The 25,526-nt window shown below is 35.4% G+C and carries 20 protein-coding genes; 15 read left to right on the top strand and 5 right to left on the bottom strand.

Features of this window, described 5'->3' with window-relative positions; genetic code table 11:
- Positions 1-236: 236 nt before the first annotated feature.
- From LNQ81_RS15495 to LNQ81_RS15475, 5 genes are all read left to right on the top strand, one after another.
- Entirely contained in the window at positions 237-1,304 is a 1,068-nt protein-coding gene (locus tag LNQ81_RS15495; RefSeq protein ID WP_229948281.1) for an ankyrin repeat domain-containing protein, read from the top strand.
- Between the two features lie 58 nt (positions 1,305-1,362).
- Positions 1,363-2,169, top strand: a complete 807-nt coding sequence (locus LNQ81_RS15490) for a GLPGLI family protein (protein ID WP_229948279.1) — start codon at positions 1,363-1,365, stop codon at positions 2,167-2,169.
- A gap of 103 nt (positions 2,170-2,272) precedes the next feature.
- The gene (locus LNQ81_RS15485) at positions 2,273-3,610 is read left to right on the top strand and encodes an NCS2 family permease (protein ID WP_229948277.1); all 1,338 of its coding nucleotides are present in this window, start codon (positions 2,273-2,275) and stop codon (positions 3,608-3,610) included.
- A 277-nt stretch (positions 3,611-3,887) separates the two neighbouring features.
- The gene (locus LNQ81_RS15480; RefSeq protein ID WP_229948275.1) at positions 3,888-4,838 is read left to right on the top strand and encodes a ketopantoate reductase family protein; all 951 of its coding nucleotides are present in this window, start codon (positions 3,888-3,890) and stop codon (positions 4,836-4,838) included.
- Positions 4,839-4,870: 32 nt separating this feature from the next.
- The gene (locus LNQ81_RS15475) at positions 4,871-5,272 is read left to right on the top strand and encodes a hypothetical protein (protein ID WP_229948273.1); all 402 of its coding nucleotides are present in this window, start codon (positions 4,871-4,873) and stop codon (positions 5,270-5,272) included.
- An 83-nt stretch (positions 5,273-5,355) separates the two neighbouring features.
- Here the strand turns inward: LNQ81_RS15475 and LNQ81_RS15470 are convergent, their stop codons facing one another.
- Positions 5,356-6,819, bottom strand: coding sequence for an amino acid permease (locus tag LNQ81_RS15470; RefSeq protein ID WP_229948271.1), 1,464 nt, complete (start codon positions 6,817-6,819; stop codon positions 5,356-5,358).
- Positions 6,820-7,677: 858 nt separating this feature from the next.
- A complete protein-coding gene (locus tag LNQ81_RS15465; protein ID WP_121965745.1) occupies positions 7,678-8,247 on the bottom strand; it encodes a Crp/Fnr family transcriptional regulator in 570 nt (189 codons plus the stop codon).
- Positions 8,248-8,730: 483 nt separating this feature from the next.
- Between LNQ81_RS15465 and LNQ81_RS15460 the strand changes: the two genes are divergently transcribed.
- The 3 genes from LNQ81_RS15460 to proC all read left to right on the top strand — a co-directional run bounded on the left by LNQ81_RS15460 (position 8,731) and on the right by proC (position 13,185).
- Entirely contained in the window at positions 8,731-10,344 is a 1,614-nt protein-coding gene (locus tag LNQ81_RS15460; RefSeq protein WP_229948269.1) for a CTP synthase, read from the top strand.
- Between the two features lie 62 nt (positions 10,345-10,406).
- Complete coding sequence (yidC, locus tag LNQ81_RS15455; protein WP_229948268.1) at positions 10,407-12,317, top strand: membrane protein insertase YidC; 1,911 nt, start codon at positions 10,407-10,409, stop codon at positions 12,315-12,317.
- 58 nt (positions 12,318-12,375) lie between these two features.
- The gene (proC, locus tag LNQ81_RS15450) at positions 12,376-13,185 is read left to right on the top strand and encodes a pyrroline-5-carboxylate reductase (protein ID WP_229948266.1); all 810 of its coding nucleotides are present in this window, start codon (positions 12,376-12,378) and stop codon (positions 13,183-13,185) included.
- A gap of 168 nt (positions 13,186-13,353) precedes the next feature.
- Here the strand turns inward: proC and LNQ81_RS15445 are convergent, their stop codons facing one another.
- Positions 13,354-14,106 carry an SIMPL domain-containing protein gene (locus LNQ81_RS15445; RefSeq protein ID WP_229948265.1) on the bottom strand — a complete coding sequence of 251 codons (753 nt, stop codon included), beginning with the start codon at positions 14,104-14,106 and terminating at the stop codon, positions 13,354-13,356.
- 345 nt (positions 14,107-14,451) lie between these two features.
- Between LNQ81_RS15445 and mnmA the strand changes: the two genes are divergently transcribed.
- The 3 genes from mnmA to acs all read left to right on the top strand — a co-directional run bounded on the left by mnmA (position 14,452) and on the right by acs (position 18,664).
- A complete protein-coding gene (mnmA, locus tag LNQ81_RS15440) occupies positions 14,452-15,663 on the top strand; it encodes a tRNA 2-thiouridine(34) synthase MnmA (RefSeq protein WP_229948263.1) in 1,212 nt (403 codons plus the stop codon).
- Between the two features lie 14 nt (positions 15,664-15,677).
- The gene (locus tag LNQ81_RS15435; protein WP_229948261.1) at positions 15,678-16,619 is read left to right on the top strand and encodes an NAD(P)H-dependent flavin oxidoreductase; all 942 of its coding nucleotides are present in this window, start codon (positions 15,678-15,680) and stop codon (positions 16,617-16,619) included.
- A gap of 134 nt (positions 16,620-16,753) precedes the next feature.
- A complete protein-coding gene (gene acs / locus LNQ81_RS15430; protein ID WP_229948260.1) occupies positions 16,754-18,664 on the top strand; it encodes an acetate--CoA ligase in 1,911 nt (636 codons plus the stop codon).
- A gap of 242 nt (positions 18,665-18,906) precedes the next feature.
- Here acs and LNQ81_RS15425 read toward each other — a convergent pair whose 3' ends face one another.
- Entirely contained in the window at positions 18,907-19,104 is a 198-nt protein-coding gene (locus tag LNQ81_RS15425; protein ID WP_229948258.1) for a hypothetical protein, read from the bottom strand.
- 13 nt (positions 19,105-19,117) lie between these two features.
- Positions 19,118-20,479, bottom strand: a complete 1,362-nt coding sequence (hemN, locus tag LNQ81_RS15420; RefSeq protein WP_229948257.1) for an oxygen-independent coproporphyrinogen III oxidase — start codon at positions 20,477-20,479, stop codon at positions 19,118-19,120.
- A 91-nt stretch (positions 20,480-20,570) separates the two neighbouring features.
- On the opposite strand from hemN, the gene LNQ81_RS15415 reads away from it, so the two are divergent.
- The 4 genes from LNQ81_RS15415 to LNQ81_RS15400 all read left to right on the top strand — a co-directional run bounded on the left by LNQ81_RS15415 (position 20,571) and on the right by LNQ81_RS15400 (position 25,396).
- Entirely contained in the window at positions 20,571-20,945 is a 375-nt protein-coding gene (locus tag LNQ81_RS15415; protein ID WP_229948255.1) for a rhodanese-like domain-containing protein, read from the top strand.
- A gap of 182 nt (positions 20,946-21,127) precedes the next feature.
- A complete protein-coding gene (locus tag LNQ81_RS15410) occupies positions 21,128-21,403 on the top strand; it encodes a DUF4834 family protein (protein ID WP_229948253.1) in 276 nt (91 codons plus the stop codon).
- A 133-nt stretch (positions 21,404-21,536) separates the two neighbouring features.
- Entirely contained in the window at positions 21,537-23,975 is a 2,439-nt protein-coding gene (locus tag LNQ81_RS15405; protein WP_229948252.1) for a YfhO family protein, read from the top strand.
- Positions 23,976-24,106: 131 nt separating this feature from the next.
- Positions 24,107-25,396, top strand: coding sequence for a glycosyltransferase family 4 protein (locus tag LNQ81_RS15400; RefSeq protein ID WP_229948251.1), 1,290 nt, complete (start codon positions 24,107-24,109; stop codon positions 25,394-25,396).
- Positions 25,397-25,526 lie beyond the last annotated feature (130 nt).

Here is a 25,526-nt window from a genome sequence, read left to right as displayed (position 1 = left end):
ATTTTGTTTTAAATTTTTTTTATATCTAGCAGCATCTGTAACGGATGCTGCTTTTTTTGTGTGAAGTAGAATTACTTTGTAGTATTTGGCTAATGCTGATTCTGGGTTAAAGGCGTTGATCTTTGAATTAAAATTAGTTATAAGTAATTAAGTTTGGTAAATATTATTTATCGAGTAAATTATATTGCATTATTCTTTGTATATTCGAGTTGAAAAAAGAAATATTAAAGTTGTAAATGGCAAAGAAAAAGAAAACCCTACCGAAGAACTTCCAAGAGTTAGTAGATAGCAACGATATCGCCGCACTTAAGGCAGTATTTGATATATGTGAGATAGACGCAAGAGGCGGTTATGGTAAGACCACGGCCCTTAGCTTTTATGGGATATCCAATGAGCTAGTCAAATGGTTAGTGGAGAATGGAGCGGATATAGAAGCTGTAGATACGTATGGACGTTCTGCTCTTCATATACATGCAGGATTAAGAAGAACAAAACAAGTAGATGTCTTTTTAGAATTAGGTGCTGATGTTAATGGTATAGATACCTACGGATCTTCACCTTTGCATTTTGCCGCAGGTAATGGATTTAATGCAAAAGTGGTGAAGAGTTTAATAAAAAAAGGAGCAATAGTAAATGTGCTAAACTCCTATAAAGAGACACCTTTGACTTATGCACTTCGTAGAGCGAATAATGTTGATTTGGCTGCGTTAGTAGAAGTATCTAAGATATTACTACCTTATACGAAAGAAATAACCTTAAGTATGCGTGATGATGTTACGCGTATAGGAGAAAATTTTGAGTTTCATAGAGAAAACTTTAATCCAGATTATTTAGAAGAGACCGATATAGCATTACGTGCTTTGTATAACTTGTACAGTGTTACGCCTGTAAAAAGACGTATTATGCATGATGGAGTTTCTAAAATAGAAGTGAATGGAACTGTTTGGGAAGAGCAGTATGAGGAACTATGGGAGCTATTAGTTCCGTCTAAAGGGAGTGCTAAGACGGTACAAGGAGAAGTTGTCCGTATCACAGGTAAGGTGAGAGATGAGATATATAGGAATGGCGGTGGTAATTGGGATGCGAACTTTAAGAAGATGCTAGATGCTTATTTAGCCTATCTTTCGACAGAAGTATCTCTTAGTGAACGCGACTTAGCAAGTGTAACACCGATGGTGGCAGGAATACGCAAGTATGGAAATGGTGAAACAAGGGAACTTAATTACTTGTGTGAACTAGCATCCAAATGGGTACTTAAAAACCCAATGCCTATACCTTTAGGAGAAGTGAAGTATAAGAGGTAGATTTGCTTTATATAGATAAATTTGTTATTCACTCTTGATTGAACTTAAATTACTTTAGATGAAAAAATATTACATATTCTTTGTTTTGATTATTGCCAACCTTACTTACGCCCAAGAGGTAGAAGAAGTAGAGGTAATGAGGTATTACTATGAAAGCAAGGTGCTAGTAGATAAATCAGAAAATGTAGTTAGAGAAGGAACAGCTATAGTAGATGTAAAAGAAGATCAATCTAGGTTTATGGATTATGCTTCTTACGAAAAGACTAGATGGCAATTAACGAAAGCTGATAATACTTCTAAAGAAGAGATTATGCAGAAGGTAATCTCATATAGGCCTGTGTTTAGTTGGTTTGTGATAACAGATAAGAATATTAATAGATTCTATAATAAAATAGGGAGATTAATGAACTTTTATAAGGAGGATAGAGCCGAAATTAAGTGGGATATTAAAGCTGATAAATTAAAATGGAATAATTACACAGTACAAGAAGCAACTACTACTTATGGAGGCAGGGAGTGGACGGTGTGGTTTACTCAAGATATACAGGGGCAAGTAGGTCCATACAAATTTAATAACTTACCAGGGTTTGTTGTCAAAGCGTGGGACACAGAGGAGCAATATTCTTTTGAATTCTTAAATAGTCGAAAAGTAAATGTTATCTGGGATGTAAATGAGGTGGACGCCTATACAGAATCTTCTAAGGAGAAAACAAAGAAGGCGATGAGCATAGACGCTAATAAGACTTTTTTAAGTGATTTAGAAGGAACAGGAATTACAATAGGAGGAGCTGGACAAACATATTTAAATAGAAAGAAAGGTAATCATCAGAATCCTATAGAACGCGATTTTAATACAAATATATAGAGGGGATGTAACAGTCAATAAAACTCAAGCTCTTATTTCTCACTTACAACGATATACTTAACTAAAAACTTCTTATTTTTGCGTGCTTTAAAGCAACAACACAATGAAGAATTTTCTTGAACGCTACTTCCAGTTGGGTAGCAATGGTACTACTATTAAACGTGAGTTTATAGCGGGTATCATTACGTTTCTTACTATGTCTTATATCTTGGTAGTGAATCCTAATATACTTGCGGATGCAGGTATGGATAGAGAAGCGTTATTTACTACAACTGCTTTAGCTACGATCGTAGCGACTTTACTAATGGGCTTTTATGCCAAGTTACCTATCGCACAAGCTCCAGGAATGGGGTTAAATAGTTTTTTTGCCTATTCTGTAGTATTGACTTTAGGATATACGTGGCAGTTCGCATTGACTGCAGTATTTATAGAGGGAATCATCTTCTTGCTATTAACGTTCTTTAATGTACGTGAGTTGATTGTCAGAAGTATCCCTAAAGTGCTTAAAGAAGCAATACCTGCAGGGATAGGGCTATTCATTACCCTTATCGGGCTGAAGAGTGCGGGAGTAGTAGTATCGGATCCTAATACCTTAGTCAGGTTAGGAGATTTTGGTCAGCATACCGTATGGATGACTTTAATAGGACTTGTAGTAACAGGAATCTTGTTAATTCGCAATGTGAATGGAGCTATTCTATTTGGTATTCTGAGCGCTACGATATTTGGACTAATCTTAGGAGATGTAGCCTTGCCGACGAGCATTGTAGCTTTACCACCATCAATAGAACCTATCTTTGGAGAAGCAATTAAGCCGATGTTTACAGTAGAGGGATGGAATCAAATCCTCTCTATAGATATGATAGTCGTAGTATTTACTTTCTTGTTTGTCAACTTATTTGATACAGTAGGTACTTTGATTGGTGTTATTTCTAAAACAAACTTGGCTGATAAAGATGGCAACTTCCCACAAATGAAAAAAGCATTATTTACAGATGCAATGGGGACTACTGTAGGATCTATTTTAGGAACTAGCTCTGTGACATCTTATGTAGAGAGTGCATCGGGAGTAGCCTCAGGTGGACGCACAGGATTAACAGCTGTAAGTGTAGCCTTGATGTTTGGTTTAGCGCTATTCTTAGGGCCTGTCTTTTTAATTATACCAGCAGCGGCTACGGCGCCAGCATTGATTGTGGTTGGGTTATTTATGATATCATCAGTTACTAGAATCAACTTTGACAAGCTGTCTGACGGACTACCAGCATTCTTGACTATTGTCTTTATGCCGTTTACGTACAGTATAGCAGAGGGAATCGTATTCGGTATCTTGAGCTACACAGTCCTTAAAATAGGAGCAAAAGAGCACAAAGATATCACACCTACAGTATATGTATTATCTATACTGTTCTTATTGAAGATCGTATTAGACGTGGTAGTGAAATAAGTTTTTTTGTGATTTTGTTTTTTCGTTCAAGAGAACTATCTTTTTAAAAGTGAATTTAATCAAAGAACAATACCACAACATCACGACTTTACAAAATAACAATAAAAGCCGTTGCCTTGGGGGAGCGGCTTTTGTTATTTAGTTCTTTTGTCTTCTCATTTAATTAAATTACCTTTCAAAATGGAATAGTGATGTCGTCTTTTGTTCAAGATAATCATCTTTTACAAGTTAATAAAGGGCCAACATCACAACATCACAGAAAAATAATAAAAAAACAATGAAAAATAAAAAGAGAATAACAATAGTAGGGCTTGGTGGAGTAGGAGGATTTTATGGAGGATTACTAGCAAATAAATATCAAGATAGTCAGGATATAGAAGTATGTTTTGTAGCGAGAGGTAAGCACCTTGATGCTGTTAAAGAAAAGGGATTAACGGTACTGTCAAAAGACAGTGAAGTAGTAGGACATCCTGCTTTAGCTACTTCTAGTTGGAGTGATATTAAGCATACAGATTATATCATCATCGCCACTAAAGGATATGACTTATCTCAGACCATAGCTGATATGAAGGGATGTGTGGGAGAACATACAGTGATTATCCCTCTGCTTAATGGAGTAGAGGCGTATGAGCAACTTGTAGCTGTATTTGGAGAAGCTAGAGTATGGCAAGGCTGTACGTATATGGTTTCTCGTTTAAAAGAGGCTGGAGTGATTGATAACCCTAGTGGAAGACAACGTATTCTTTTTGGACGAGATAGGGAGGTGACACAGGAAATGAGCGACTTTGAGACTGTCTTAAAGGAGGCTAATGTAAATGCAGAGGCTACTTCCGAAATCTCAAGAGAGGTATGGGAGAAGTATATCTTAGTATCTGCCTCTGCAATGGCAACTGCTTACTATAACAGTACTTTCGGAGGTGTAATGGAACATCATCCAGAAGAAATGAAGCAGTTATTAGTAGAGGCTTCGGCTATAGGAAAGAAGAAAGGTGTAGCATTATCAGCTGATATCGTAAGTGTTATTACAGAGCGATTAAAAGCGATTCCATATGAATCAACTACTTCGATGCACAGTGACTTTACAGCTCTTAAAGAACACAATGAATTAGGCATTATGGGTGGGTATATGGTAAGACAAGGTGTCCTCTTAGGTCTAGAAACACCGATGTATAAACAGATGTGCAACCATCTAGTAGTATACTCTGGAAGTAAGTACAAAGGTAATTAGTTGATTTAAATTATTAGTATAAATTAAAAAGTATGAGAAAAATTGGGGTGTTTTTGATTTTGTGTTTAGCAAGTAATATCTATGCACAAGAAAGTACTAAAAAGTTAACAGTGTCTCTAAAATTAGATGTTGAAGATGCAACAATGTTAAATAAAGAGAATGCAATTGATTTACAGGAGTATATTGAAAGTGTTTATTTGAGTTCAACAAAGTTCTTTAACCAAGGGGCGTTACCGTTATTGGAAAAAGGAGAATTTGCTGTTATATTAGTAGGCTCTGAAAATAATATAGAATTGAAGAAATCTTCTTATTTTAAAGGTATATCTGTAGATAAGATAGAGAGTTTTGAATACAAAAAAATTCCTGGAAAAGATTTTATCAATGGATCTTTTGCTACAAGCTTTGGGATAATAAGTATAAAGATTAAAAATTAGTATTTTAACTCTTATAATACAAAAAGCGTGAGTCTAAACTCACGCTTTTTTCGTTTCCTGTTTCCTGTTACCTATAAAAGGTATTATCTTTTTAAATCCACATCTTTAAGCGGGATTAGCTTTGTTTTAAATTTAAGCTTATGGTATAAGTAAAAAGCTAAGAAGAAAGGTATTCCCATATAGGTGATTAGCATTCCTCTCCAGTCAAATACTCCTTCCATAATAAGTTTAGAATCTTGTCCGATGATAACTAGCACACAAAGGAATAAGGCAAATAATGGTCCAAATGGGAACCACTTAGCTTTGTATATTAACGCATCTAAATTCTTGTTTTGAGCGTGGAATGCTCTTCTAAATCTATAGTGACTAATCGCAATACCTAACCAAGCAATGAACCCTGTTAGCCCAGAGGCTGCTAGGATAAAGTCAACAGCATTAGGGTGTGTAGACTGTACTGCGAATATTAGTAATACCACTGCTCCTGTAGCGGCTAATGCGATTAAAGGCACCCCATTTTTATTCGTTCCTCCGAATGCTTTATGTGCCATTCCGTCTTTTCCCATTGCATATAGCATACGAGTAGAAGCATATAATCCTGAGTTACCCGCTGATAGGATAGAGGTAAGGATTACTGCATTCATCACAGCTGCAGCGAAAGCTAAGTGCGCTTTCTCAAATACTAAGGTAAAAGGTGATTTTGCAATTTCAGAAATGTCTGCTCCTAATAGGGAAGGACTTGTATATGGAATGATTAACCCAATCACGAAGATTGCTAATATATAGAATACTAAGATTCTCCAAAATACTTGTTTGATTGCTTTAGGAATGTTTTTCTCAGGGTTTTCTGATTCACCTGCAGTGATACCGATTAGTTCAGTTCCTTGAAACGAGAAACCTGCGATTAGAAATACCCCCAGTACACTTAGGAACTTACCTGAGAAACCACCACCTAATATAGGGGCATCTCCTAGTGTGAAGTTCTTAAATCCGATGTATTCACCACCTAATATTCCGAATATAGTTAGAAGTCCGATTCCTAAGAATAAGACTACAGTTACTACTTTTATAATAGCGAACCAGTATTCTGACTCTCCATAAGCTTTTACTGATAGACAATTTAGCCCAAATATGATAATAAAGAATAGTAAACTCCATCCCCACGGTGGTAAGAATCCTAGCGGTTCCCAATATGAGATAACTACTGCTGCGATAGAGACGTCTACTGCTACAGTAATAACCCAGTTAAACCAATAGTTCCACCCTAAGGCAAACCCTAAAGATGGGTCAACAAATCGAGCAGCATAAGTACTGAATGATCCTGATACAGGTAGGTATGTTGCCATCTCACCTAAAGAGGTCATTAAGAAGTATACCATTAGACCAATCATCGCATAAGCTAGAAGTGCTCCACCAGGACCAGCCTGATGTATGGCTTCTCCACTTGCCATAAATAACCCTGTTCCTATACACCCTCCGATGGCGATCATAGATAGGTGTCTTGCTTTAAGTCCTCGTACTACTTCTTGATTCTTATTCTGATTTTCCATTGTTACTATTTGTTGCAAAAGTATTAAACGCAGTATGTAATATCTAATTAATCGATGATTAATTTAAATTAAAGATAATAAAATAAGCGAAACTTTACATCTTAAATATTATTTTAAGCTAAATAAAGTGTAATAATCAGAATTTAATATAGATTGAAATGTAGTGTACCAAATAATATTCTATGAAAAACACAAGGTTTCGAATATTATTAGATTGATTAAAAAAGCTATTTTTTGGTTAAAAGGTACTCTATTTAGCAAGTATAGTTTGCTTATCTTGGTTGATATAATTTTATAAATTCTCAGTTTAAATTTGTAGATTGCAGTTATAAAATGATTTTTATTCTATTGAAAATCAGCAATTCTATCTCATGCGGACTTTGTCTATTATTCTCCTTAATATCTTGTTTAGAGTTTGTGGCTATGTGTGAAAGTATAGTGACAGCATTGTGACTGCATAGTGACTCCATTAAAAAGGCTGTTTTAATGGAGTCACTATGGACTCACTCAAACCGAAATAGCATAGAAATGCCTATTTTATCCTAGTGATGTATGTTATGGTGATTTTTTTAAAATGATCTAGAAAGAAGAGTGAATTTTGTAATAATTCTTTTACAAAAAGATCAATAAAAACTTAATAATTATACTACATCCTAGTGAGATGTTTTAATCCAGAATCAGCGATAGACATATAAACGAAAAGTAATTATACAAGGTAAGTCTAAATTAGTGATTAAGGTATACTATAGTATGGTTTTAGAACTAATGAAAGAACTACGAAGTAGAATTGCTTTGCAGTATTTGGCTAATACTGATGGTGGGTTTAAATTAATTAAATGAAATCTAAATATTTAGATGTTATTTTTTGGAGAATTCACTGCGTATTCTACTTAAGCTTACTTGTGTGATTCCCAGGAATGACGCTATGTATTTAAGAGGTACTCTGTTGAGCAAGTGTGGTTCATTCTCTAATAAGTCATTATAGCGTTCTTTAGCAGACTTGATTTGCCTAGTGATAGAGCGTTCTTCTGTTTTAAGTAATTCTATCTCCGCAAACTTTCTACCCCAGTTCGCTATCTCGATATCAGAAGTATATAGTTTTTCTAGTTGACTATTCTTAGTGAAGTATAGGGCGCTGTCTTCGATTAGATCGATAGTCTCGTAGCTCGGTCTATTTAGAATATAGTTATACATAGATAATGCGGGATCTCCATCTGTACCAAACCAGAAGGTTAACTCTCTATCTTCTTGTAGTGCATAGGCACGCACTAGACCGCTCTTAATAAAGTAGAAGTAGTTCTCGTGTTTCTCATACTCAGAAAGCAAGTAATTCTTAGGGAAAGTAATTTCCGTAAAAATAGCGATTAGCTTATCCTTAGCAGGTTTAGAGAGGGGGTAGATGTTATCTATGATTTGTTCTAAATTCATTTAATTAACTTTATATAAGCAAAGATAGTTTATAGTGAGTTATTATCCCACAATAAGTGATAGACAGGCTATAATTGGACAAGAACCGCAAGATGGGAAAGGTATTTACTAAATAATGGAAGGTTAGTAGGTGTATTTTAGATATTAAGTGATAACAAACGGTAAAAATGTTAAAGTTACCTTAGTATAATAGATTGATTAAAGCTGTTATTCTAGCTAATTACGTAGTTAAGATGGTCAATACAAGGCGGTGTTATAAAAGATAATTATTTAATATACAAAAGTATATAGGGGTGGGAGGAGAGGTTCTCCATTTTTAGCAGTTTTATAATGGAAATAGAAATAGGGAGTCACCTAAATAGTTAATAAAGTATAAGTTGATGTGTGTTGCTTTTTTAGGCAATCTAAAATTAGAAGAATAGAGTGGAAAGTTGTATTTTTGCCAAGTTTTATTGTTAACTACACAACTAATACACACACTAAATGAAACAAACTAAGTATATTTTCGTAACAGGAGGAGTTACATCTTCATTAGGTAAAGGAATTATAGCTGCCTCATTGGCAAAGCTATTGCAGGCACGTGGATATTCGGCAACGATCCAGAAGTTCGACCCATATATTAATGTAGATCCAGGTACGCTTAATCCTTATGAGCACGGAGAATGTTTCGTGACTAATGATGGGGCAGAGACAGATCTTGACTTAGGTCACTATGAGCGTTTCTTAAATGTACCAACTTCTCAGGCGAATAATGTAACGACAGGACGTGTTTACCTTTCTGTAATAGAGAAAGAGAGAAGAGGAGAATTTTTAGGAAAGACAGTACAGGTAGTACCTCATATCACGAATGAGATCAAGGAGCGTATGCAGCTTTTAGGTAAGTCAGGTGATTATGATATCGTTATTACTGAGATAGGTGGTACAGTGGGGGATATTGAATCATTACCTTACATCGAGTCTGTACGTCAGTTATTATGGGAATTAGGTGATAATAACGCTATAGTTGTACACTTGACTTTAGTTCCTTATTTAGCAGCAGCAGGTGAGCTTAAAACTAAGCCAACACAACACTCTGTGAAGACATTAATGGAGAGCGGTATTAAAGCTGATATCCTAGTATGTCGTACAGAGCATAACTTAAGTACAGAGATTCGTCAGAAACTAGCACAGTTCTGTAACGTGAAACCTGATTCGGTTATCCAATCTATCGATGCAGATACTATCTATGATGTTCCTAACTTAATGTTGGCGGAGGGATTAGATAAAGTAGCACTTAAGAAATTAGATTTACCAGAGAGAACTACGCCAGATTTAGTAAAATGGAATGAGTTTATTCACAAGCTTAAAAACCCATTACACGTAGTGAATGTAGGTTTAGTAGGTAAGTATGTAGAACTTCAAGATTCTTATAAGTCTATTTTAGAGGCGTTAGTACACGGTGGAGCTGAGAATCAAATTAAAGTAAATATCGTTTCTATTCAGTCAGATAATATCAATGCTGCTAATGTAGCGGAGAAATTAAAGAACTTAGATGCTGTATTAGTAGCGCCAGGTTTTGGATCACGTGGAATAGAAGGAAAGATAGAAACAGTAAAATATGTAAGAGAGAATAATATTCCTTTCTTAGGTATCTGTTTAGGAATGCAAATGGCAGTGATAGAGTATGCTAGAAATGTACTAGGATACGCTACTGCAAATACTACAGAGGTGAATGAGAGTACTCAGTATCCTGTAATTACTTTTATGGAAGACCAAAAGAATATTACAGATAAAGGAGGTACTATGCGTCTAGGTGGATGGGACTGTAAATTAAAAGAAGGTTCTAAAGCTTTCGAAATTTATGGAGAAAGCCTTATCAATGAGCGTCACCGCCATAGATATGAATTTAATAATCAATATTTAGAAGATTTCGAAAAAGCTGGATTAATAGCTTCTGGATGGAATCCTGATACTGGACTAGTAGAGGTGGTAGAGTTAGAATCTCACCCATTCTTCGTAGGAGTACAGTTTCACCCAGAATATAAAAGTACAGTGGCAAAACCACACCCACTTTTTGTAAGCCTTGTTAAAGCAGCAATTGACAATAGAACAAAATAGTTCTTATCGTAATTAACACTATGTTATTACAACGAAAAATTTGATAAACTACAAATTAAGTAATGGAAGGAAAAAAATTAGATCGTAACAGTATTGTCGGCTTTGTTATTATTGCCGGATTGCTAATTTGGATGATGTTGAATAATATCAACAAAGAAAAGGAGTCTATCGCTAGTGATAAAGAGATGGCAAAGACAGAGGTTGTTAAAGAAGCAGAGGCTGAGAAGATTTCGACTGCTATAAGTGCTCAAGTAGAGACACAAACTGATTCAGTAGTTAATCCTGCTTTACAAGCTGCTTTAGGTCCATTCGCTTACAGTGCAACTTTACCATCAGCAAAAGGAGGGCAAACTGAACTTAAAAGTGAGTTACTTACTTTAGTTGTTGAGAATAAAGGTGGTGGTTTATCTAATGTTGTTGTGAATGATAATACTCGTTTTACTAAAGATTCTAAACAGTTAGTAGAGCTTATTAAAAATAACAACTCAGAGTTTAACTTAGAGTTATATACGAAAGACAACAAGAAATTTAATACAAGAGATTTATACTTCGAACCAGAATTATCTAAAGAAGGGGAGAATCAAGTATTATCTATGCGTTTAAAAGTATCAGCTACTGAGTTTTTAGAGTATAGATACGTATTAAAGCCTAATGATTATATGTTAGACTTTTCTATTCGTACTCAAGGGTTAAGTAAAGTAGTGAATACTTCTGAGGTTCCATCATTAGACTGGAAACTTAAAGCATTTACAAATGAGAAAAGTATCTCGTACGAGAACCAATATACTCGTCTTTACTATGAGTATGAAGATGGAAAAGACAATAACTTAAGCGCTAGTAGCAAAGAAGATACTAAAGATATCAAGGATGCTAACTATATCGCATTTAAACAACATTTCTTTAGTTCTATCTTATTATCAGATAAAGGATTTGCTACAGCTAGTTTAAAATCAGAGAACTTAGTTCAGGATGAGGCAAAAGACACTGTATTTACTAAACAGTTCTCAGCTAAAATGCCATTAGCATATACGAATGGTGAATTAAACTATGATATGCAATGGTTCTTCGGACCATCAGATTATAAGTTGTTAAAGTCTTATGACAAAGGATTAGATAAAACAGTTCCTTTAGGATGGGGATTATTCGGATGGGTTAACCGTTTCTTATTTATTCCAGTATTCGGATTATTGAGTTCATTCTTACCTTATGGTATTGCTATTATTGCATTAACTGTATTAGTGAGATTAGTGATTTCTCCATTGACATATAAATCGTATGTTTCTCAAGCTAAGATGAAAGCAATTCGTCCAGAAGTGAACGAGTTAAATGAGAAGTATAAGAATGACCCAATGAAGAAACAACAAGAGACGATGAGTCTTTATAATAAAGCAGGGGTTAATCCTATGGCAGGATGTATACCAGCATTATTACAGATTCCTATTTTCTACTCGTTGTTCCAGTTCTTCCCGTCAGCGTTTGACTTGAGACAAAAATCATTCTTATGGGCAGATGACTTGTCATCTTATGACCAAATATTGAAATTGCCATTCAGAATTCCTTTCTATGGAGATCACGTGAGTTTATTCCCATTATTGGCTTCTATTGCTATCTTCTTCTATATGAAGATGACTACAGGAGATCAACAAATGTCTGCTCCAGCTCAAGAAGGTATGCCAGATATGAGCAAGATTATGAAAGTGATGATTTATATCTCTCCGATTATGATGTTATTCTTCTTTAATAACTATGCATCAGGATTGAGTTTGTACTACTTTGTTTCTAACTCTATTACAATTGGTATTATGTATGTAATTAAAAACCATATTGTGAAAGATGAGAAAATTAAAGCAATCATCGATGAGAACAAAACGAAAGAACGTCCAAAAGGTAGATTCCAACGTAAAATGCAAGAGATGATGGCTCAAGCTCAAGAGCAACAGAAATTGCAAAACGAAAACAAAAAGAAGAAATAAATAAGTTTATTTTCTATATATTTAACACCTCTGGTCTAATCCAGAGGTGTTTTTGTTTATGAGAATCGCAATAGTGGGAATGGGGAATATGGGCAGTACTTTTGCCAACGGATTTATTAACTCTAGGTTTATTAATCCAAATGACGTTTTGATTTATACACGTTCACAGAAGTCGTTTGAAGATAGTCGCAATGTACATAAGTTATCTTATCGCTATAAATTAGACAGTGATATAGGGACATGTGATATCGTCATCATCGCTGTAAAACCCCAGGACTTCACTATGCTAGTAGATGATCTAAAGAAGTATGTCAAGGGAGAGCAAATCATCGTGTCAGTGATGGCGGGTATCTCTATCGATAGATTGAAACACGACCTCGGAGTAGAGAAAATCGTCCGATCTATGCCTAATCTCCCGACGCAAATAGGTAGGGGGATGACTGTATTTACAGCATCAGAGGAGTTGGATAGAAAGGAGTTGTTTATTATTCAGAACTTGATTAATACCACAGGTAAGTCTGTCTATGTATCTGAGGAAGGGAAGATAGATGCAGCTACTGCTATATCAGGTAGTGGACCTGCGTATGTATTCTACTTTATGGAGTCGATGATTCAGTCAGCTATAGCGTACGGCTTTGAACCATCACAAGCAGAGCTATTAGTAAAGCAAACTATCTCAGGTGCTCTTGGGTTATATGAGTCTAACTCACTATCGACACATGAGTGGATCGCTAAAGTATCTTCTAAAGGAGGTACTACGGAGCAAGCGATTAATTACTTTAATGAAACGGAGGTGATGCAGAAGTTAAAAGAAGGAATTAATAAGGCAAAGACTCAGTCAGAGTTATTAGGGAAGAAGCTATGGTAGTTAGTGGTATTTTGTCACTGCTTATTATACCCGAAGAGGTATAGTATTTAGTGATTGCTTGTTTTTATACCCTAAAGGGTATAATATTAAATAAAAAACATCATCTATATTCCATTCAGGTATAGATGATGTTTTTACTTTCTAATAATAAGTATTCTGATGTGTCTATTATTCTAAAAAGAATACAATAGTACTGACTACTCTAGCTTTTTGCATATAAGGTTCATTAAGTGTATTATTTGTTTCTTCTTCATCAAAATAATACTTACCTACAATAGTGATTTGCCCTTGTGAGGCTGTCTTAATCTTACCTAATTTAGCTTGCGAATCGTTAGCGAACTGCTCACCAGCAATACGAGCATTCTTTGTACTCTCTGCTATCAATTGTGGTTTAATAGAGTTTAGTTCAGGAAAAGAATATATAGGTTGTATATTCGAAGTCAGGTCTTTGCTAATTAAATCTAGATTGATTTGAGCAATTTTGTTTCCTGTGTCTTTTATGTCTTTTGTTTCAATAGTTAGTTGCTGTGTAATAGTATATCTGTCTATTTTTACTGATACTTGTCGCCCATCTTCCCAACGAAGTTCGTGGTACTTTTCTTGATCATTGACCCCTATATTAGCAATTTTGATGTCCGTTTTTGAAAATCCAGTACTAGTTAAATAAGCAATAATCGCCTCTTTCTTTTGTTCTGTTTGCTTCATTATTTGCTGTAAATCATCTCCAGAATTTGCAAAATCTATTACAATAGTAGCAGAGGTTGCCATTATATTCATTTCGGCTAATCCCTTTACGGTTACTACACGATCTTTATCACTAAATGTCTTTAGTCCTTTGAAAATAAAGAATCCCAATAAAGAAAAACTCACTAATAGTGAGAAACCCAAGATAAGTGATTTAGCTAAAGTTTTGTTTTGCATGATGATGAAATTTACTATTATATGTTGATGTTATTTGAACCATTAGTATGTATAGTTGTAAGCATTGACTTTATTAAACGTGTTGCTGATTCTATGGAATACTACTTCTAAATGGTTAATAAATAACTGTAACTATCTTGATATAAATATAATACCAATATCACTGAATAAAAAATAATCCACCTTTTATTTGTAAGACCTTAAATCTACAGATAGCGTTTAAACTCTTGTATGCGTTAATGATAGATATTCTCTATGGACATATCATAATTAAAAGATAAGATAAATTCAAAAGCTTTTTGTATTGATGCATTTCTTGTAAATTTGTAGCAATATTTTTTTATCATGAAGAAAAGAGTAGTAGTAGGTCTTTCGGGAGGTGTAGACTCAAGTGTCGCAGCTTATTTACTGAAAGAACAAGGATATGAAGTTATTGGATTATTCATGAAAAATTGGCACGATGATACTGTGACGATTTCTAATGAATGTCCATGGTTAGAGGATAGCAACGATGCTTTAATGGTCGCTGAGAAGCTTGGGATACCATTCCAGACAGTAGACTTAAGTGAACAATATAAAGAGAAGATTGTAGACTATATGTTTAAGGAGTATGAGAATGGTCGTACCCCTAATCCTGATGTGCTGTGTAATCGCGAGATCAAGTTTGATGTATTTATGAAGATAGCATTGAGCTTAGGAGCAGATTATGTAGCTACAGGACATTACTGTCGCAAAGATGAAGAGGTTATCACTAAAGCAGATGGTACACAAGAGACTGTGTATAAACTATTAGCTGGTGAGGACCCTAATAAGGATCAGTCTTATTTCTTATGTCAGTTATCTCAAGAGCAGTTAGCGAAGGCGTTATTCCCAGTAGGAGAATTGCTTAAGCCAGAGGTGCGTGAGATAGCGGCGAAGATGAACTTAATCACAGCTGATAAGAAAGATTCTCAAGGATTGTGTTTTATTGGAAAAGTTAGATTGCCAGAGTTCTTACAACAAAAGTTGAGTCGTAAAGATGGGTTAATCTATGAGATACCTAAGAATTCTCCTATTTACAAGAAAGAAGAAGAGGTATTCTCTACATTAGAAGAAGCTTTAAAAGCAGAGGCTACATCTATCGTGTATACACCTGAGATGGGTAAGAAAGTAGGGGAGCACTTCGGAGCGCACTTCTTTACTATTGGTCAACGTAAAGGATTAAACGTAGGAGGAACTGCAGAGCCATTGTTTATTATCAGTACGGATGTAAATGAAAATATCATCTATACAGGACAAGGAAGTGATCACCCTGGGTTGTTTCACAAGGCATTATTTGTGCGTGAAGATGAAATTCACTGGATTCGCGAAGACTTGGCATTGCAAGAAGGCGAAACAATGTCTATATTAGCACGTATAAGATATCGCCAACCGTTGCAAAAAGCAACATTACACAAAATGAAAGAGGGAATGTTTGTGCGTTTTGAAGAACCACAATCAGGAATCACAGAAGGACAATTTGTATCTTGGCATATCGAAGACGAACTAATCGGTTCGGGTGTTATTTCGAAACTATAAACAACCAAAATACAATGAAAAATAAGTTAGTAGATCTTTTTAATATCCAGTATCCTGTCGTACAGGGTGGAATGATATGGAACAGTGGTTATAAGTTGGCTAGTGCAGTAAGTAATGCAGGTGGTTTAGGACTTATAGGTGCAGGTTCTATGTATCCAGAAGTACTAAGAGAGCATATCCAGAAGTGTAAGAAGGCAACAGACAAGCCATTCGGTGTTAATGTACCGATGTTATATCCTAATATAGAGGAGATCATGCATATTATCGTAGAAGAAGGCGTGAAGATAGTCTTTACTTCTGCTGGTAATCCTAAGACATGGACTTCTTTCTTAAAGGAGCACGGTATAACGGTAGTACATGTAGTGAGTTCTTCTAAGTTCGCACTAAAGGCACAAGAGGCAGGAGTGGATGCTATTGTAGCTGAAGGATTTGAAGCAGGAGGACACAATGGAAGAGAAGAGACTACAACACTTACTTTAATTCCTATGGTGCGTGAGAAGATTAGTATTCCATTAATAGCAGCAGGAGGTATCGCTACAGGTAAAGGGATGCTAGCGGCTATGGTATTGGGAGCTGATGGAGTGCAAATGGGTACTCGATTTATCGCATCAGAAGAAAGTTCTGCACATGCTAATTTTAAGAATCTACTATTAGATGTTCAAGAAGGAGATACAGCATTAAGTTTGAAAGAACTTGCACCTGTGCGTCTTATTAAGAATGAGTTTTACGCAGGACTGCAAGAATTATATGCAAAATGCCCTAGCGTAGAAGAATTAAAAGAATACCTAGGTAGAGCTCGTGCTAAAAAAGGAATGTTCGAGGGAGATCTAGTAGAAGGAGAATTAGAAGTAGGTCAGATAGCAGGACTAATTCACAAGATAGAGCCAGTAGCAGATATCGTAAAAAATGTCATGGCTGAGTTCGAATCCGCAAAGAAAGAAGTCGCTTATTTTTAGTGAAATTATAATCAATATAAAGTCATACAATATTTTTAGGAATAAAAATATTGTATGACTTTTTGCTATTTATTACTAAAATCATATATTTAAGAGCTTAAATAAATATTACATAAAAAAATCACAACTAAAATATGAGTTATTATAAAATAGAAAATCTAGAACAGTACTTTAAACACTATAAAAAGTCCGTTAGAGAACCTCGTAAGTTCTGGGGTAAAATAGCTGAAGAGAATTTTGTTTGGTACCAAGTATGGGACAAGGTATTTGAGTTTGATATGGAAGAGTCCAAATTTCAATGGTTTGTCAATGCAAAGTTGAATATCGTAAAGAACTGTATTGATCGCCACCTTGCAAAAAGGGGAGAAAAAGCAGCCATTATATTTGAACCTAATAATCCAGAAGAAGCCTCAGAGACTATTACCTATAATGACTTATATAATAGAGTGTGTAAGATGGCTAATGTTCTTAAAGAACAAGGAGTAAAGAAAGGAGATAGAGTATGTATTTATCTACCAATGATTCCAGAACTATCGATAGCGATGTTAGCATGTGCTAGATTAGGAGCGATACACAGCGTTATCTTCGCCGGGTTTTCTTCATCAGCTGTGTCTAAGCGTATAAATGATGCAGAGTGTAAGTATGTGGTTACTTCTGATGGGAGTTACAGAGGAAGTAAGACAATACCTTTAAAGCCTATTATAGATGAGGCATTAGAGTCTTGTCCAGGTGTAGAAAGAGTATTAGTAGTGAAGAGAACAGGAGGAGAAGTAGCTTTTAAAGAAGGACGTGACTTATGGTTAGCTCCTTTATTAGAAGAAGCATCTACTAATAATGTAGCTCAAGTAATGGATGCAGAGGATCCTTTATTTATCCTTTATACTTCAGGGTCTACTGGATCACCTAAAGGGATGGTGCATACGACAGCTGGTTATATGGTACAGACTGCTTATTCGTTTAAGAATATATTTGATTATAAAGAAGAAGATATCTTCTGGTGTACTGCTGACTGTGGATGGATTACAGGACACTCATATATTATCTACGGACCACTGTTAAATGGAGCAACGACAGTAATGTTCGAAGGAGTTCCGTCATATCCTACACCTAGTAGATTCTGGGATATCATCGATAAATATAAAGTAACACAGTTCTATACAGCTCCTACGGCTATCCGTTCATTAATGACAGAAGATTATAGCTATGTGAATTCGCATGACTTGTCTAGCCTTAGAGTGATTGGATCAGTAGGGGAGCCTATTAATGAGGAAGCATGGCACTGGTATAATGACCACGTAGGAAAGAAAAGATGTCCTATCGTAGATACATGGTGGCAGACGGAGACAGGAAGTATCCTTGTTTCTCCACTTCCTTTTATTACGCCTACTAAACCTACTTATGCGACATTGCCATTACCAGGGATACAAGCTGTCTTGATGGATGATAAGCGCAATGAGATAGAAGATAATCAAGTAGATGGAGCATTGTGTATTAAGTTTCCTTGGCCTTCTATGGCGCGTACTATTTGGGGTGATCACGAACGCTATAAAGAGACATACTTTAGTCAATTCCCAGGGAAGTACTTCACTGGAGATGGGGCTTTAAGAGATGAAGTAGGGTATTACAGAATCACAGGTCGTGCTGATGATGTGGTTATCGTATCAGGGCATAACTTAGGGACTGCACCTATCGAAGATGCTATCAATGAGCACCCAGCAGTAGCAGAGAGTGCTGTAGTAGGGTTTAAGCACGATATAAAAGGGAATGCACTACATGGGTTTATCACTCTTAAGATGGAGGGTGAATACCGTGATAGAGAGAACTTGAAGAAAGAGATTAATAATATGATCTCTAGTCATATCGGTCCGATAGCTAAGCTAGATAAGATTCAGTTCGTAGATAGTTTACCTAAAACGAGATCAGGGAAGATTATGAGACGTATACTTCGCTCTATTTCTAATGGAGAAACTAAAGAATTCGGAGATGTATCTACTTTAATCAATCCAGAGATAATAGAAGTTATTATTGCTAATAAAAGCGAATAGCAAGACTATAATATAGTCTTTAAGGTGAAAATAAAAGTCCTTAACTGAGATTGAGGACTTTTTTATACTACTGTCTATCTGAGAGTAGACAATAAACGAATGGCGATTTGCGTGATAAATATTTTTATCACTCGTTAGTAAGGTTTACATAAAAACAAAAGTCCTTAACTGAGATTAAGGACTTTTTTTTATACTACTGTCTACCTGAGAGTAGACAATAAACAAATGACAATTCGTGTGATTTAGAGACCTTCTTTATCCTGTTGTCTAGCAGCTTTCTTAAGAGAATAGGCTAAGTAGGCTATAAATATTAAGAATCCAATATAGGACATCCAATTATGGGGTATAGACCATAAGTGTTCCATGTCTAAGTTGTATATTCCAGCTACCAGTCCTAGTAACACAATAAAGGTTACTGCTTTCTCTACGTTTTTATTCATTATTCTTCTTTTATTAGATAGTCATTGAGAACAATTGTCTCTGTGGTTTGTTCTTGTGTAGTCTCATGTCTAGAGCCATACACACATTTCTAACAAATGCACGACCTTTCTTAGTTATCTTAATATTATAATCCTTAATTTGGATCAACTCATCTAGCTCTAATTCTTTTAATTCAGCTAGAACAGGGTTGAAGTCTATTTTATCTAAGTCTGCTTCCAGATCAGTAGATAAAGAACACATTAAATTTAAGATATGTTTTCTAATAATCAAATCTTCCTCATTCAAAATATGTCCTTTAGTTACAGGAATAGTTCCTTGTTCTAAAAGAGCGTAATAAGTATCGATGTCTTTTTCATTCTGAGCGAAGGCATACCAGCTATCACTAATAGAAGATACTCCTAAACCTATCATTACCTGTGTCTTTGAAGAAGTGTATCCCATAAAGTTTCTATGGATATGACCTGTATTCATTGACTTATAAAGCGAATCACTTTTTAATGAGAAGTGATCCATACCTATTTCTATGTAATCATTTTTTAGAAGTAGTTCTTTTCCTTTCTCATATAATTGACGTTTCACATCGTCTTTAGGGACATCCTCATCATTAAAACCACGTTGCCCATTTCCTTTGATCCACGGCACATGTGCATAACTATAAAATGCTAATCGATCAGGAGAGAGTGATTTAGTCTTCTCAATGGTATCAATAACATGCTCTAACTTCTGAAAAGGCAGACCGTAGATGATATCATGTGAGATAGAAGTATATCCTAGTTCTTTAGCCCATAGCGTAACTTTAGCTACATTGTGGAAACTCTGTTCTCTATGGATTGCTTTCTGAACCTCAGGGTTATAATCTTGTACACCATAACTTACTCTTCTAAAACCTAGGTTATATAAAGTAGATAAGTGTTCTTTTGTTGTGTTATTAGGGTGTCCTTCGAAGCTGAATTCATATTCATCTGCGATGACTGATTTCGCTTTTATACCTTCTATAAGTTTTGTTAAGTGTTTCGGTGAAAAGAATGTAGGAGTTCCACCTCCTAAGTGAATCTCTTTGATAATTGGCTTTTCATCGAATAAAGCACAATACAAATCCCACTCCTTTAGAAGGGCATCAATGTAAGGGCTTTCTACCTCATGTCTTTTAGTTATCCTCTTATGGCACCCACAAAATGTACACAAGCTCTCACAAAAAGGCAAGTGTATGTAAATGCTGATTCCTTCTTTTTGATTAGATTCTAGGAATGATTTTTTAAGTGAATCAACCCATTTATCTCTACTAAAAGAGGTCTCTTCCCAATAAGGAACTGTGGGGTAGCTCGTGTACCTTGGCCCTGGTACATTGTACTTTTGTATAAGAGAAAATGACATATTTGTTCTATATTTGATAACAAATATATAGTGACGTCAATTCGCATACTATGATATTTGTCATTTTTGTTAAACTAATAACTATTTTTATATGAAAAATCATAACGTTTTGATTCTTTTATTTATTGTGATGTTAAGTGTCTCTTTTACAGGATATAGTCAAGATAAATCAAACCACTTATTGAATAATTCTTCTTTTCAGCAAGTTATAGAAAAAACAGAAGTACAACTTATAGATGTACGCACACCTAAGGAGTTCTCAGAAGGGACTATAGAGTATGCAAAGAATATGGACTTCTTAGGAGAGAACTTTCTAGAGCAGACTAAGGACTTGTCAAAGGATAAACCGCTATATATCTTTTGCAAATCAGGTAAACGCAGTGAGAAAGCTAGAAATCTTTTATTACAGAATGGCTTTAAAGAAGTGTATGAGTTAGAAGGTGGATATACGAAGTGGAAGGAGTAAGTATTTAATGGAGAATGAGAAATAGCCTTTTGAAAGACTACTCATCTTCTAAACGAGAATTAAAATACCGATTACTATGAACAGTTAACCGTTAACCAAATATCTATATTTATCAATAATTTAAGAGTTGCGATTGTCATTTAGTTGTTATAATTACTATTTTTGATAAAAAGAAGGAAATCATGGGATTTATTAAAGCACTTATTATTATTGTTCTGATATATTACGCATTTAAAATAGCGATGCGTTATTTGTTCCCTGTATTAATATACAAGGTAGCGAAGAAAGCAGAACAGAATTTTCAACAAAGACAACAAGAGTATAACCAATATAACGGAAGTCAAAGTAATCAAGAGTCTCAGACTTATACTGATACATCTACTCAGAGTGGTAGAGTACCGCGCTCTACTAAAGTAGTAGGCGAGTATGTAGACTTTGAGGAAATCGACAAGAAGTAATATTAGATAACCATTTAAAGCCCTCAGGAGCAGTTGCTCTTGAGGGCTTTTTTTTGACTTTAAAGAAAACTACATTGATATCTTTAAAGCATCCTTAAATTTACTTACTTTAGCATCTTAAATAGTAGTATAAATGTCATCAGAAACAACCAATACATTTAAAAAGATTTATCCAAATCTGTTAGTGGTTTTAGGATTCATAATAGTAGCACTATTATATTTTTCGCCAGTATTGTCAAATAAAGTGATTTACCAATCCGATATCGTACAATATACCGGAATGGCTAAAGAGCAAATCGACTTTAGAGAAGTAGTTAAAGAAGAACCATACTGGACGAATAGTGCCTTTGGGGGAATGCCAACTTATCAGTTAGGAGCTAAGTTTCCTCATAATTACGTGAAAACACTTGATAGTGTTATTCGTTTTTTACCTAGACCAGCAGATTATCTATTTATCTACTTCCTTGGTTTTTATGTATTACTAGCTTCTTTAGGGATGAAGCCATTGCGTTCTTTTATTGGAGCATTAGCCTTTGGTTTTTCTACCTACTTGATTATTATATTAGGAGTAGGGCATAATGCTAAAGCACACGCTATCGCTTATATGCCGATGGTATTAGCAGGAGTATTATTAGTCTTTAGAAAGCATTATATAAAAGGAGGATTGCTTACACTCTTTGCAGTAGCATTAGAGATCGGAGCTAATCACTTCCAAATGACATATTACCTTTTATTACTGTTGATTCTGGTAGGTATCTATTATATGGTAATATATATCAAACAAAAAGACTTTAAAGCTATCGGGTACTCTTTAACAGTGCTTATAGGTGCAGCGATATTGAGTATAGGAGCGAATGCGACTAACCTTATGGCTACTTCTGAATACACTAAGTTTAGTACACGTAGCAACAGTGAATTAACTTATCAGCCTGATGGTTCTGCTAAAGTATCTTCTAATGCGATGAGTTATGACTACATCACAGAATATAGCTACGGAATCTTCGAAAGTTTAAACTTGATTGCACCTCGTCTTACAGGTGGAGCGAATGGCGAGAAGTTAGGGACTGATTCGAATACCTATAAGTTATTCAAATCTGTAGGAGCGAATGATCAGCAGGCAGCAGAGATGGCAGCTAGTTCTCCTACATATTGGGGAGATCAGCCTATCGTAGCAGCACCTGCCTATATCGGAGCCGTTGTATTCTTCTTATTTGTATTAGGGATATTTACAGAGAAGAGAAATATCAAGTATATCTTTATCGCAGGAGCATTGTTCTCACTGATGTTATCTTGGGGTAAGAACTTCCCAGTGCTGACAGACTTCTTTATTGACTATTTCCCGATGTATAATAAGTTTAGAGCAGTATCATCTATCCAAGTAATCTTAGAGATGTGCGTACCTGCTTTAGCGATTATGGGACTTTATGGTTATAGCAAATTAGAGAAACAGGAACAATTAGCATTACTTAAGAAATCAGGTATTGCAGTAGGGTCTATTATCATTTTGTTATTCTTAGTAAAAGGAACATTGAGTTTCATAGGATTAAATGATGAGTACTACAGAGGAGCTTATGGAGAGATAGGGCCAGGCTTTATCAATGCTTTGATACAAGATAGAAAGGATATGTACACAGCTGATTTGATCAGAAGTTTTGTACTTATCGCGTTAGCAGCAGCAGCATTATATTTCTCTACTAAAGGGAAGATCAGTGCTCAGATAGCAGCAGTTATCGTAGGTGTGCTGATGGTAGGGGACCTAGTATTAGTAGATAGAAACTATGTGAATGATTCTCACTTCGTATTAGCATCACAAATGAATACTCCGTTTCAAGCAACACCTGCTGATAAAGTTATTCTAAATGATACAGAGCACTTTAGAGTGTATGAGTTCAGCGGTGGGTTTAATAGTGCGAGAAGCTCTTTCTTCCATAATTCACTAGGAGGATACCATGCAGCGAAGCCTCGTAGAATGCAAGAATTAGCAGATTACCAGTTGAGTCAAAACTCTAATATGGAAGTATTAAACATGATGAATGTAAAGTACATTATCCAAAAAGATGAAGAGGGAAGAGATATTCCTTTATTAAATGATAATGCTAACGGAAACGCTTGGTTCGTGTCTAGCGTGAAGAAAGTAGAGAATGCAGATGGAGAGATGAAAGCTTTAACGGGATTAAAGACGAAACAACAAGCTGTCCTTAATACGACTGTGTTTAAGGATATCGCAATTAAAGATAATTATGCAGTAGATTCATTAGCAACAATCAATCTTAAGAGCTATGCTCCTAATAAGATCACTTATGAAGCTACGAATACGAATGATGGATTAGCAGTGTTCTCTGAGATATACTATCCTCACGGATGGATAGCGAAGGTAGATAATGTAGAAGTGCCTATTGTAGCAGTAGACTATGTGCTAAGAGCTATCGAACTTCCTAAAGGAAAACATACAGTAGAATTTACATTCGAGCCTGAAGTTATCTCAAAAGGAGGAACTATAGCGTTAATTTCGAGTATTCTAATTTTATTAATTACAGCCGGAGGTATTTATCTAGTGGCGAAGAAGAAGTAAGTGTTTTTGTGATTTCGTTTTTTTGTTTTTTTGAAAGAGGATATTACTCTTAATAAGATAATTAAACTTTCAAACAACAACATCACGCCATCACAAAAAAACAGAATAAAAAAACAAAATGCAGAACGAGTATGTCTAAGAAAAAAGTTTTAATCATAAGTTATTATTGGCCACCAGCAGGAGGACCAGGAGTACAGCGTTGGCTGAAGTTTGTCAAATATTTGCCAAGTTTTGATATAGAGCCAATTGTCTATGTTCCTGAGAATCCTAGTTATCCACTAATAGATACAAATAACACAAGCGAAGTTGATCCTTCGATTAGAGTGTTAACGCAACCCATTAATGAGCCTTATCGCAAAGCAAAGTTAGTAAGTGGTAAGAATACAGATACATTAAGTGCAGGTATTATTCCAGATAAGAAGAAACAGACTTTTACCGAGAAGCTATTGCTTTGGGTAAGAGGGAACTTCTATATTCCGGATGCACGAGTAAGTTGGGTCAAGCCGTCTGTTGCTTATTTGACTGACTATTTAAAGCAAAATAAGGATATAGAGACAGTTATTACAACAGGACCGCCTCACAGTATGCATTTGATAGGAATGGCGCTTAAAGAGCAGTTAAGTGTCCAATGGATAGCTGACTTTAGAGATCCGTGGACTACGATAGGTTATCACAAGGAATTAAAACTAAATGAATCTAGTACAACTAAACATCTAGAACTAGAGAAAGAGGTTTTAAATAAAGCAGATCAAATCATCGTTACAAGTAAAACAACGAAGAAAGAGTTTCAAGAGAAAACGAGCAAGCCTATAACGGTTATTACTAATGGCTATGATATCACAAGTCTTGGGAAGATACCACTAGATGAGAAGTTTACCTTAGCGCATATAGGTTCTTTCTTGTCAGAACGCAATCCTAGAATACTGTGGAAGGCAATATCGGAACTAAGAAAAGAGAACAAAGCGTTTAAAGAGGCGTTTCAACTGAAGTTAGTAGGGAAGGTGAGTAGCCAAGTATTGGATACAGTCAAAGAGTTTAAGCTAGAGGACTGTGTGCTGAACTTAGGCTATGTAGATAATGTAGAAGCCTTGAGGCAAATGCGCGCTTCACAAGTGTTGCTATTGATAGAGATAGACTCTGAAGATACTAAAGCCATTATACCGGGTAAATTGTTTGAATATATGGCATCTGAACGTCCTATCTTGGGAATAGGCCCTGAGGAGTCTGACTTCTTTGATATTGTCAAAGAGACTAATACAGGTAAAGTAGTGCTGTATAGTGAGAAAGATAAGTTGAGTGATGTCTTATTAGAATACTTCGAACTATATCAAAAACAACAACTTAAGGTGTATGGTATGGGGTTACAGTACTATAGTCGCAAGCGACTAACAGAGAAACTAGCTAAATTAATTAAGAGTTAAGAATTAGGTCCTCTGTTTGTAGATATTCAGAGTGTGTAAATATAAAAGGCTGTGTCACAACAATGACACAGCCTTTAGTTTTTATTCTCTATTTACGAGATATATCGTCGTAATTCTTAATTATCTAAGT

This window comes from Myroides oncorhynchi (assembly GCF_020905415.1).
GTDB classification, from domain to species: domain Bacteria; phylum Bacteroidota; class Bacteroidia; order Flavobacteriales; family Flavobacteriaceae; genus Flavobacterium; species Flavobacterium oncorhynchi_A.
This window is presented reverse-complemented; position numbering and strand designations above follow the sequence as displayed.